Genomic DNA, 12,190 nt, shown 5'->3' on the forward strand with positions numbered 1-12,190 from the left:
TAAGGATACAAAGACGGGATTAAACTGTGTCAGTATCACTATTTGACCTCGATTCGCTTTCCCGATAAGTTGGAATTCCGCTGAAAGCTTTCATGATGGATACGTGTCACGGCATATCTATGCAACATGACGCCCACATGGTTTGAGTCATCTCCTTTCGAGAACGGAAAAATCAAGCGCAACGCCTCAAGGGACCTTTCTCCTGGCGATGAAAAGTGCGTAAAACCCAATCGCGCAGGCTGTCAGGCGCGGAAATGAAAGAATTTGCGCTGGGAAGTGTGCAGTTGAACTCAGTGCCTGAAACAATGCAGGTAATGTCTAAAGCAGTTTTAAGGAGACCCTCAATGTCCAGTAAAAAACCTGATTCCTATGGCTTATATGACCCAGCAGCAGGAAGTGACAGCTGTGGTGTAGGTTTCATTACCCGTAAGGACGGCGAGCAGACTCATGAAATTCTGCGCATGGCGCACAGCGCACTCTGTACGGTTCCGCACCGTGGCGGTATGTCCGCCGAAGGCGTGGGCGATGGCGCCGGGGTTAACGTCGATCTTTCCCTGCATTTTTTCCGTAAAATTACCGGTCAGGCGCTTGAGGCCGGACGCTTTGGTGTAGGTAACTTCTTCGTGCCGAAAGACACGGAACTGCGCGCCAATGCCGAACGTTTAGTCGAAGAGACGCTAAATCGCTTTAATCTGCCGGTTATCCTGAAGCGTGAAATGCCGCTGGATAACAGCGTCACGCGCCCGGCTGCCATGCAGTTTCAGCTTCCCATTGTGCAGTGGATTTTTGCCGCACCTCAGGACATCAGCAATCAGATCGATTTCGAAAAACTGATTTATCGCGCCCTGCTGACGATCGAGGCACAAGCCTTTACCCAAACCGAATTTGGCGGGTTATATCCACTGTCATTGTCGTCGCGCACCCAGGTCTTTAAAGCGCGCCTGAATTCGAATGAAGTGATCCCTTACTTCAAAGATCTGACCGATCCCGATCATCACGTACGCGGACTGTTTTTCCATACTCGCTTCTCAACGAATACCGATCCGCACACCACCATGGCACAGCCTTTCCGGTTGATGGCCCACAACGGTGAGCTGAATACCGATCGTAAAAACCGCATCGCCGAATCTGCGTTGGCTTCCGCCCGTGGCAAAACTATTGTGCGTCCGAAAGGCCAGTCAGACAGTTCGCGACTGGATCAGAGCATTCACAGCCGCCTGATGGAAGACGATCTGGACCTGATCACCGCGGTGGTGTCGATGATGCCGCCTGCCTGGGAAAACGATACCGCGCTCTCCCCTGCCGTGCGTGACATGCTGGAATACTTTTCGCTTTATGAAGAGAAAAACGATGGCCCGGCCGCCTTAATTTTTGGTAACGGCGAGGTAATCGGTGCGCGTCTTGATCGCCTGGGGCTGCGCCCGCTGCGTTCAATCGAAACGGCGGAATACATCGGTGCCATGTCCGAAGCGGGACAAATTGCCTTTCCCCCTGAAAGCGTGCTGCGCCGTGGCCGTATTGAAGCCGGCGGCATGCTGTATTTTGACCATCGCGAAAAGCGCAGTTACACCACGCACCAGGCGCTGGAGAAGCTGGCTGCTGAAAAAGACTATGCGGCATTGCTCGGCAAGTCGCGTGTCGATTTACGAGAGCTGCCGGTTATTCCTGCTGAACAACAGGGTTCTCCCCTGCGCTATCGCGGCGATCTGAAAACCTATCAGCGCTTCGTGGCGTACTACTACAACCAGGAAAGCTTTAAGTTCATGATGGATCCGATGCTGAACACCGGCGCCGAGAAAATCTCTGCGATGGGTTACGGCAATGCGATTAACGGCCTCTCCGATCATGAAGGCGGCATGGCGCACTACTTCTCGCAGCGCTTTGCCCAGGTGACCAATCCACCACTGGACTCCATTCGCGAAGCGGATGGCATGACGCTGCGCGTGGCGCTGGGCGCTAAACCGCATCTGGGCCGCAGTAAAGGTCGGCAGATCATTGTGCCAACCCCGATTCTGACCCATCTGGACATGCTGCAGCTGCGCGAGCAGAACGTGGCCCCTTACGCTCGCTTCGAAATGCTTTACGAGCCGGTCACCGGCAAAGATCTGCTGAGCCGCACAGCGAACGCCAGCGCGCTGGAAAAAGCGATTGACGATCTGGCACAGCAGGTGGTGGATTTTGCCCGCTCAGAGGGCGGCATTGCCGTACTGACCGATCGCCATATCTCTTCTACCCAGGCCGCATTGCCCATGCTGCTGGTCATTTCTGCCGTTAACCAGCGTCTGGTACAGGAAGGTTTACGCCTGGATGTGTCGCTGGTGGTGGAGAGCGGACAGATCATCTCTTCTCACCATATTGCGGCTACGCTGGGCTTTGGCGCGTCAGCCGTTTATCCGCTCGGCGTGCAAATGCGTGCTGAGGAAAAATTTGGTGAAGGCGAAGAAGGCAACAAAGCCTTTAAACGCTACGCTAAAGCGGCCGAAAAAGCCCTGATGAAAACCATGGGTAAAGTGGGGCTGTGTACCGTTGAGAGCTACAGCAGCGGCGAGTTCTTCGAGCCTAACTTCCTGAATACCGATGACCCGGTACTGAGAAAGTATTTTCCAAACATCAAAACGCCTGTGGGCGGCGCGGGCTTCGCAACCATCGCTCAGATGGCGGTGGACTGGCATCAGAGCGCACTGAAAATTCAGGGCGAGTCCGAAGTGCCGCTGTTAGGCCTGTTTAAAGAACGTGCAGAGGGCGCAGGCCACTCTTACGGCACCATTGCCGTACGCACCTTTATTGATATGACGGAAGAGCCGATTCGCTTCGCGGACAAAGCGCGTGAAGAGGATAACTTTATTCGTCTGATGACGCTGGCCCGTCTGGACAATGCCTTTGGCATCAAGCCGGAGACGTTTAAAGACAGCAGCTTTGAGCGCATCCCGGATGAGGTGATGAATGATTTTGCCATTACGGCCGATTATCGTCAGTTCTCCAGCCTGATGTACGAAGAGCGCAAACGCCGCCCAGCCGCGCTGCGCGATATTCTGGCCTTCCCGGCAGATCTTACCCACATCGACAGTGAGGCCGAATTCCGGCGTAAGCTGGGTCGCTACTCGCTGACTAACAATGGTTTTGCCACCCGCGGCCTGGTCTGTGACGCCATTGAGGGCAGCCAGAATGCCTTTATGCTGCGTCTGACCGATGCCATTGCCGGACTGAAACCAGAAAGTGAACGCCTGCTCAACCTGTCACGTGCGCTGAAAGCCCGTTTCAACGACGAGATTGAAACCGCAGAAGTGGTTGCAGGCGGCCTGAAAGTCACCGCCAGCGGCAAAGCGGCGGACTACCTGTCACGCATTTTCACGGCGCTGCCGTCGCTGCCGTTGAGCGATATTCAGCCCGCGAGCGAAATTACCCGCACTTTCGCGTCTGGTGCGATGAGTCACGGTGCGCTGGTCGCACCGGCGCATGAAGCCGTTGCGCATGGCACCAACATGGTCGGGGGCATGAGTAACTGTGGAGAAGGCGGTGAGCACTACTCCCGTCACGGCACCATTCGCGCTTCACGTATCAAACAGCTGGCGTCAGGCCGCTTTGGCGTCTGGGCGGCCTACCTGGCCGATCCGATGCTGGAAGAGCTTGAGATCAAAATCGGCCAGGGCGCCAAGCCCGGTGAAGGCGGTCAGCTTCCGGCGGCAAAAGTTACCGTAGAGATCGCTGCCGCACGCGGCGGCACGCCAGGCGTTGAGCTGGTTTCCCCGCCGCCGCACCACGATACCTACTCTATCGAAGATCTGGCTCAGCTGATTCACGACTGTAAAGCGGCCCGCGTGCGCGTCATTGTGAAGCTGGTGTCATCTGAAGGTATTGGCACCATCGCCGTGGGCGTGGCGAAAGCCGGTGCTGACGTGATTAACGTTGCCGGTAACACGGGTGGTACAGGCGCCGCCTCGGTGACCAGCCTGAAATATACCGGTCGCGTTGCCGAAATCGGTATCGCCGAAGTTCACCAGGCCCTGTGTGCAAACGGCCTGCGCGACAAAGTTCTGCTGCGTTGCTCAGGCGCACAGCAAACCGGCAGCGACGTGGTGAAATCCGCACTGCTGGGCGGCGACAGCTTTGAGTTTGGTACCACCGCGCTGATGATGCTGAAGTGCGTGATGGCGAAGAACTGTAACGTTAAATGCCCGGCGGGATTAACCACTAACGCCGAAGCCTTTGATGGCGATCCACGCCAGCTGGCACAGTACTTCCTGAACGTAGCGCATGAAGTGCGTGAGATTCTGGCGCGTATGGGCCTGCGCTCCCTGCGTGAAGCCCGTGGCCGCGCCGATCTGCTCCATCTGATGGATCACCCGTTGGAAGTCGGTAAGCTGGACCTGCGTGCCATGCTGACCGTGGTGCCCGAGCTGAAGATTGCTAAGCCAGTTTATCTGGAGAAAGATTTTGAACTGGATGACCGCTGGGTTGAAGAACTGAGCCAGCAACTGGTCGATCAGGGTAAAACCTCTCTGCAACTGGGTAAGGATGTTGTACTCAACAACCGCAATAAAAGCGTGGGCGGCCAGTTAGCTATCGATATTGAGCGCATGCTGAATCACACCCTGACGGCTGCACAGATTCAGGCAATGCCGGCCGTGCTACGTGACGATCGCGGTCGTCGCTATCTGGCACCTGCCAGCGTAGAAATCACCACGACCGGCTCTGCCGGTCAGTCCTTCGGGGCCTTCTGCAATGACGGCATGCTGATGAAACATCGTGGAACCTGTAACGATGGCGTCGGCAAAGGTCAGTGCGGCGGCGAACTGGTCGTGCTCTCACCGGGCGGCGGCGCGCAGGACAGCGATGGCAACGTTCTGATCGGTAACTTCGCTCTGTTTGGCGCCACCGGCGGCCGTCTGTTCGTTCAGGGCCAGGCCGGCGATCGCTTCGCGGTGCGTAACTCCGGTGCCACTGCGGTGGTGGAAGGCGTCGGTGACTTTTGCTGCGAATACATGACCAACGGCGCAGTGTTAAACCTGGGCACCTTTGGTAAAGGCTTCGGTAACGGCATGAGCGGCGGCTTTGCTTATCAGTACGATCCCTATGGTTCACTGGCGAGCCATGCGGCGGGCGACTCCGTTCTGTTTGGCTCAATCGCTGACCCGGATGAGCTGGCACAGATTCATAAGCAGGCGGTTCTCACCATGCTGAACTGGCACCTGGAGGCCACGCAGTCTCCGCGTGCCGCCTGGCTGCTGGAGCACTGGGAAACCGAATGTCAGCACTTTGTCTACGTTATGCCGCGTTCCCTGCTGCTTTACCAGGATGGCGGTGAAATTCTGAAGGCCAAGTCCCGCAAGGATCTGCTGGAAGAGCTGTCAACGGCGCTGGCAGGCCATCAGGTTGCCAAGTTTAAAGCCGCCTGGCGCGAAGGCAAGACCATTGCCGACGGCGCGGTTCCGGCTTATGGCGCGACAGATACGCAGGAAATGTTTGTTTTACTGAATAACTACACCGTATTGAGCTTTGCCCAGCAGTTGGCACTCAGCAAGCTGCCGAAAGGCACGCCGGTTGAAGACGCCGCCGTGGAGAAAGCCGTGCGGAATCTGCTGATGACAGAAGACTTTTCACTGGTGAGTAAGCTGCAACGCCATGCGCGAGCAGCGATTGAAAGCTATAGCGACAGCGAGTTGGCCAGCCTGATCGGTTCAAAACGCATGTCCGATTACAAAGCGGCACTGACGCAACGTAATATCCGCTCAATGGACAGCCTGGCCACTTACGGCTGGATCATGTATCAGGATGCCTGCAACCGTGACATTCTCGGTCGCCTGCCTGATTTTGAAGAGTTGTTTGCGCGTGCGGCGTTACCTGAAATTGCAGCGGCCGTGGGTAAACTGGCCTGACAGCAGGCTCAGTGAACAGAACTGTGTTTAATGATGATGACCCTGATTTGTTCGACGTGCCGGGCGCAGCGGCATCCTTATCCTCTCAGCAGCAGGCTGTTGCTGAGGGCACAGGAACCGCCCGCCATCGGCACAGCGAAGCATGACGGTTAAGAGCGGGATTGAGTAAAGGTATCCATGAAAATTCCATATATTCCTGAAGATGCACCTTTCAATGGTGATCAGAAATACTGGCTGGCGGGCTTCCTGGCCGGCCTGCACTCCCGTTTGTTGGTGCTGGAAGACAAACAGCAGCCGGCTGCGGGCAGCAGCGCTGCCGCGACCACCCAACTGCACATCCTTTATGGTTCTCAGACCGGTAATGCTGAGGCGCTGGCCCAGTCAGCGGCGAAGTCAGCCCGTGCCAAAGGTCTGGTGCCGGTCGTTCAGGCATTAGGCGATGTGGATCTCGACGTGTTCGCTACCATGCGGCACGTGCTGATTGTCACTTCGACCTATGGTGAAGGTGAAATGCCCGACAACGCCCAGCTGTTTTGGGACGCGATTTCCGCCAGTACCGCGCCACGTCTGGAGCAGATGCACTTCGCCGTGCTGGCCATTGGCGATACCGGCTATGACGGATTCTGTCAGGCAGGTAAGTTCCTGGATATGCGCCTGGAACAGCTTGGGGCAAAGCGCGTTGTTGACCGCATTGACTGCGATATCGATTACGAAGAGCCGTCAAATGAGTGGATTAACAGCACGATGCCCCAGTTTGCCAGCAGCGCAGGCAGCAGCGGCACGGTGCTGGAGAGCGCCCCGGAAGCGCCGGTTATTCCTGGCAGTAACAAATCGAATCCGTATGCGGCAGCCCTGATCACCAATAAACGCCTGTCGAGTGAGCAATCGGCAAAAGATATTCGCCACGTCGAGTTTGATCTCACCGACAGCGGCCTGAAGTATGAAGCCGGTGACGCACTTGGCGTGATTCCGGTCAACGAGCCGTCGCTGGTCAGCCTGCTGCTTACCCAGTTGAACGCCGATTACCAGACGCCGGTGCCGGGATTCGACAGGAGCCTGGGCGACCTGCTGACCTACCAGTTTGAAATTTCAGAGCCTTCACGCAAGCTGATCGAGTGGGTGGGCCAAAACACCACCAACCAGGAGCTGCGTCACGTGCTTCAGCACGACGACAAAGACGCGCTCGGTGTCTGGCTATGGGGCAAAGATACGCTGGATCTGCTCCAGCTCGAACTGACGCGTAGCCTGAGCGTACCCGAGTTCGTCGCCCTGCTGCGCCCGCTGCAGCATCGCGCCTACTCCATCTCGTCCAGCTCAAAAGCGCATCCGAATCAGGTTCACCTGACCATCGCCTCAGTGCGCTATCACAGCGGTGGTCGCAACCGCAGCGGCGTGTGCTCTACCTATCTGGCTGAGCGTGTACGCCGTGGTGAAAAGCCCGCGATCTTCATCTCACCCAACAAAGCCTTTCGCGTTCCGGCTAACGGCAACGCCCCGCTGATTATGGTCGGCCCCGGCACCGGTATCGCCCCGTTCCGCGCCTTTTTGCAGGAGCGTCAGGTAACAGGTGCTCAGGGTAAAAACTGGTTGTTCTTTGGCGATCAGCATCAGGAACACGACTTCATTTATCGCGAAGAACTGACGGCCTGGCAGGAAAGCGGTCTGCTCACGCGTCTCGATCTGGCGTTCTCACGCGATCAGGACAAGAAAATCTACGTGCAAAACCGGATGCTGGAACAGGGTGCAGAGCTCTATGCCTGGCTGCAGGAAGGCGGTCACTTTTACGTGTGTGGCGATGCATCACGCATGGCGAAAGACGTGGATAGCGCGCTGTATGAAATCGTACGTCAGTTTGGCGGGCTCTCCAGTGAACGGGCCGCTGACTACATCGATCAGTTGAAGAAAGAGAAACGCTACCTGCGCGACGTTTACTGATCGCTGCGGCAGAAAGCAAAAATCCGGGCAACCTGTGTTCCCGGATTTTTTTATGCCTGTTACCGGCTGGCAGACAGGCAAAAAAATACCCGTCAGGTGACGGGTATTCTGTGTTATTTCACCACGCGCAGTGCGGGACGGCCACCACGTGGCGGGGGATCGTCATCCGGTGAATTATCGTCATCGCTGGCATCATCAGGGCGGTCGCCGTCAATCACTGACATGACCGTCTCTTCCTGATTCTCAGCAAATTCCTGTGTGCCGCCTTCATAGGCCGGTTCAGGTTCAAACATCGTGCCTGCGCCGTTTTCACGCGCATAGATGGCGAGTATGGCCGCCATTGGGACGTTCACCTGACGTGGAACGCCACCAAAACGTGCGTTAAACGAGACTTCGTCATTGCCCAGATCAAGGTTACCCACGGCACGCGGCGCAATGTTCAGTACGATCTGACCATCGCGGGCATATTCGAGTGGAACCTGAACGCCAGGCAGGTTGATGTCGACGACCAGATGCGGTGTGAGCTGGTTATCCAGTAACCAGTCATAAAAAGCACGCAGCAAATAAGGTCGGCGGGCTGTGAGTTGTGACATTTCCATACGTTAGCCCCGGGCTTGCAGGCGCATTTCACGTTCAGCTTCAGTCAGTGAAGCAAGGAAGGAGTCACGCTCAAATACGCGGTTCATGTAGCCTTTCAGCTCTTTAGAGCCCGACCCGAGCAGATCGATACCCATTGACGGTAAACGCCACAACAGCGGAGCCAGATAGCAGTCTACCAGGCTGAACTCGTCGCTCATAAAGAATGGCGTACGCCCAAACAGAGGAGCAATAGCCAGCAGCTCTTCACGCAGCTGCTTGCGCGCCGCTTCAGCTTCCTGACCGCTACTGTTCTCAACCTTTCTCATCAGGCTGTACCAGTCTTGCTCAATACGGTGCATCATTAAACGGCTTTCGCCACGTGCAACCGGATAGACAGGCATCAATGGTGGGTGGGGAAAACGCTCATCCAGATATTCCATGATGATGCGTGATTCGTACAGCGTCAGTTCGCGATCTACCAGCGTCGGCACAGTGCGGTACGGATTGAGGTCAATCAGATCCTGCGGCAGGTTATCCATTTCGACCTGCTCGATCTCTACGCTGACACCTTTCTCGGCAAGCACGATACGTACCTGATGGCTAAAAATGTCAGTAGGACCAGAAAACAGCGTCATTACCGAACGTTTGTTGGCAGCGACAGCCATGAAAACCTCCCAGTTTGTTCACAAAAAGTTACTGCGAATGGCCAACCACACGGCGACTCACCTGCTCATAGAACTCGCTCGCAATCCGCGCTAACCACCCCCGACTAATGCGAGGCGCATAACGCGCCAGCTTGCGGGCGCAAAGTGACACAGAGTTTACCAGATTTTAGGCAGCTTGTGGGTGGGGGAATGCATTTTTGCGGGTAAAATGCGAACAGTATTGTGGTTTTATACGACAGGATGACCTGAGAATAAAAATAAAAAACCCGCCGGAGCGGGTTTTTTGTGCCAACTGTGTCTGCCGAAGCAGCAACAATTAACGCTTGGAGAACTGAGGACGACGACGTGCTTTACGCAGGCCGACTTTCTTACGTTCAACCTGACGAGCATCACGGGTAACGAAGCCTGCTTTACGCAGTTCGCCACGCAGTGACTCATCATACTCCATCAGAGCGCGGGTGATACCATGACGGATCGCGCCTGCCTGACCAGAGATACCACCACCTTTAACGGTGATGTACAGGTCCAGTTTACCAACCATATCAACCAGTTCCAGAGGCTGACGCACGACCATGCGTGCAGTCTCGCGACCGAAATACTGCTCCAGAGAGCGTTGGTTGATTACGATGTTACCGCTACCCGGCTTGATGAAGACGCGTGCGGATGAGCTTTTGCGGCGACCAGTGCCGTAGTTTTGAGTTTCAGCCATTGCCTTTAATCCCGATTAAATGTCAAGAACTTGCGGTTGCTGTGCCGCATGGTTGTGCTCGTTACCTGCGTAAACTTTCAGTTTACGGTACATAGCACGACCCAGCGGGCCCTTCGGCAGCATGCCTTTAACCGCGATCTCAATCACGCGCTCAGGACGGCGAGCAATCATCTCTTCAAAGGTCGCCTGTTTGATACCACCGATGTGACCAGTGTGGTGATAGTAAATCTTGTCAGAACGCTTGTTGCCGGTTACAGCAACTTTCTCAGCGTTCAGAACGATGATGTAATCACCAGTATCAACGTGCGGAGTGTATTCCGCTTTATGCTTACCACGCAGACGGCGCGCCAGTTCAGTCGCCAGGCGACCCAAGGTTTTGCCAGTTGCGTCAACAACATACCAGTCACGTTGGACGGTTTCTGGTTTAGCTGTAAAAGTTTTCATCGAAAAGCTTACCCAAATTAAGTTACACGTTGGTGAAATCCCAAACGCTTAAGTAAACGAATGAGGCTCACACGACCATTTTGACCAGCAAGCCACCCCTTCGGATAGCGTTACCGGAACGCAGAGGATTTGGGAAAAAAATCCTGTGCTGTAACGTGGGGTCGCAAGATTATAGAGAAGTCGATTACAAAAATCGAACCCTATTTTCATTTATTACCTGGAATCTCAGGGTAAATGCGCCAGCCGCAGGTACTCTTCGCTCTGCATTTCCTGCAAACGGGACAGACAGCGCTGATATTCAAATTTCAGGCGCGTGCCCTGATAAATTTCGAACAAGGAGGTTTCTGCAGCGACCACCAGTTTGACATGGCGCTCGTAAAACTCATCCACCAACGCCAGAAAACGCCGCGCCTGATCTTCCGTCTTGTAGATCATGACCGGTACATCAAACAGCAGGACGCTGTGAAAGCGGCGTGACAGCTCAATATAATCATGCTGGCTGCGCCCTTCTCCACACAGGGTTTTAAAATCAATCGCAATCACCCCTTCTGCCACGCCCAGGGTCGGCATTTTACGGTGATTGATCTCCAGCACCGGTGCGCTGTCGCGTTTTTCGCCTGACAATGCCTGGAACATGCGGTCCATCTCGGCGTAGGTTTCCGGCCCCAGAGGAAACGTCCACAAATGCGCGGACGTCAGCGTACGCAGACGGTAATCAATGCCCGCATCGACATTCATTACCTCACAATGCTGCTTAATCTGCTCGATGGCGGGCAGAAAACGGGCACGCTGCAGGCCGTTTTTGTACAAGTTATCAGGCGGAATATTCGAGGTCGCAACCAGGCTGATGCCGCGCGCAAACAGGGCTTCCATCAGCGTTCCCAGCAGCATGGCATCCGTGATGTCAGACACAAAAAACTCATCAAAACAGAGAATATCGGTTTCTGCTTTAAAGCGGTCGGCGATGATCAGTAACGGATCGCTGTGCCCCTGCAGTTCGGTCAGCTCTTCATGCACGCGCAGCATGAAACGGTGAAAGTGTAAGCGCAGTTTGCGGTCGCCAGGAATAGACTGAAAAAACAGATCCATTACCCAGGTTTTCCCCCGACCAACACCGCCCCACATATACAAGCCACGGACGGGCGCTTTGGGCTGCGACTTTTCTTTTCCCATCAGCTTCGACAGACGACCTAACAGCCCCTGCGAGGGAAGTTCGGTGGTGTGCTGACGCGCGATCAGCCCTTGCTGGATAGCATCTAAGCGGGTAATCGCTTCACGCTGTACGTCGTCGGGCTTGAAATCGCCCTGTGATAGCGCTTGCTCATAGCGGGCAAGCGGAGATGAGGTTTGCATGGTTCGCTCAGTGTCCCTGAATTTTGTCTTATTCAAACGTCGTTTGTCGAAAAAAAGGCCGCTCTACACTAAGGCATGGCGCTCCAGAGTTCCACATCCATAAGATTAACGGGTATAGTGACTATTATTAAGTGGTGCAACGCCCTACGGAACAACGGAAATAACACGGGAGTCATTATGACCTGGGAATACGGGCTAATTGGTTTAGTGGTAGGTATTATTGTCGGCGCAGTCGCAATGCGTTTTGGCAACCGGAAGCTGCGTGAGCAGCGCAGCATGCAGTACGAACTGGATAAGACGAAAGCCGAGCTGGCAGATTATCGCGAAGAGCTGACCAACCACTTTGCGCAGAGCGCAGAGCTGCTGGATAACATGGCGCGTGATTACCGTCAGCTTTATCAGCACATGGCGAAAGGGTCCAACGATCTGCTGCCGAACATGCCCGGGGACAAAAACCCCTTTGCATGGCAACTGACCGAAGCCGAAGCGGATAACGATCAGGCACCGGTGCAAATGCCGCGTGACTACTCTGAAGGCGCCTCTGGCTTACTGCGTGGTGAACGCGCCGTCCGCGACTAAGCATGATCGGGCACAGTGACGCTGTGCCCGCTGTTTTTGCGAACCCCGGC

At 55.2% G+C, this 12,190-nt stretch carries 8 protein-coding genes; 3 read left to right on the forward strand and 5 right to left on the reverse strand.

Annotated elements, in window-relative coordinates; all coding sequences use genetic code 11:
* Positions 1-344 precede the first annotated feature (344 nt).
* Together P9J57_RS18645 and P9J57_RS18650 are read left to right on the forward strand one after the other, a co-directional pair.
* Positions 345-5,876, forward strand: coding sequence for a glutamate synthase-related protein (locus tag P9J57_RS18645; protein ID WP_014606757.1), 5,532 nt, complete (start codon positions 345-347; stop codon positions 5,874-5,876).
* Positions 5,877-6,053: 177 nt separating this feature from the next.
* Positions 6,054-7,811 carry a sulfite reductase subunit alpha gene (locus P9J57_RS18650; protein ID WP_013024315.1) on the forward strand — a complete coding sequence of 586 codons (1,758 nt, stop codon included), beginning with the start codon at positions 6,054-6,056 and terminating at the stop codon, positions 7,809-7,811.
* 113 nt (positions 7,812-7,924) lie between these two features.
* Here the strand turns inward: P9J57_RS18650 and sspB are convergent, their stop codons facing one another.
* The 5 genes from sspB to zapE all read right to left on the reverse strand — a co-directional run bounded on the left by sspB (position 7,925) and on the right by zapE (position 11,561).
* The gene (gene sspB, locus P9J57_RS18655; protein ID WP_013024314.1) at positions 7,925-8,410 is read right to left on the reverse strand and encodes a ClpXP protease specificity-enhancing factor; all 486 of its coding nucleotides are present in this window, start codon (positions 8,408-8,410) and stop codon (positions 7,925-7,927) included.
* A gap of 3 nt (positions 8,411-8,413) precedes the next feature.
* A complete protein-coding gene (gene sspA, locus P9J57_RS18660; RefSeq protein WP_013024313.1) occupies positions 8,414-9,055 on the reverse strand; it encodes a stringent starvation protein SspA in 642 nt (213 codons plus the stop codon).
* Between the two features lie 316 nt (positions 9,056-9,371).
* On the reverse strand, positions 9,372-9,764 hold the full coding sequence (rpsI, locus tag P9J57_RS18665; RefSeq protein WP_006121723.1) for a 30S ribosomal protein S9: 393 nt from the start codon (positions 9,762-9,764) through the stop codon (positions 9,372-9,374).
* A 15-nt stretch (positions 9,765-9,779) separates the two neighbouring features.
* Positions 9,780-10,208, reverse strand: a complete 429-nt coding sequence (gene rplM, locus P9J57_RS18670; protein WP_006121722.1) for a 50S ribosomal protein L13 — start codon at positions 10,206-10,208, stop codon at positions 9,780-9,782.
* A 225-nt stretch (positions 10,209-10,433) separates the two neighbouring features.
* Positions 10,434-11,561, reverse strand: a complete 1,128-nt coding sequence (gene zapE / locus P9J57_RS18675) for a cell division protein ZapE (protein ID WP_014595150.1) — start codon at positions 11,559-11,561, stop codon at positions 10,434-10,436.
* A gap of 177 nt (positions 11,562-11,738) precedes the next feature.
* Here zapE and zapG point away from each other — a divergent pair, with 177 nt between their 5' ends.
* Positions 11,739-12,140: a Z-ring associated protein ZapG gene (gene zapG, locus P9J57_RS18680; protein WP_006121720.1), complete on the forward strand. Its 402-nt coding sequence runs from the start codon at positions 11,739-11,741 to the stop codon at positions 12,138-12,140.
* Positions 12,141-12,190 lie beyond the last annotated feature (50 nt).

It is taken from the genome of Pantoea sp. nfd-35 (assembly GCF_056892255.1).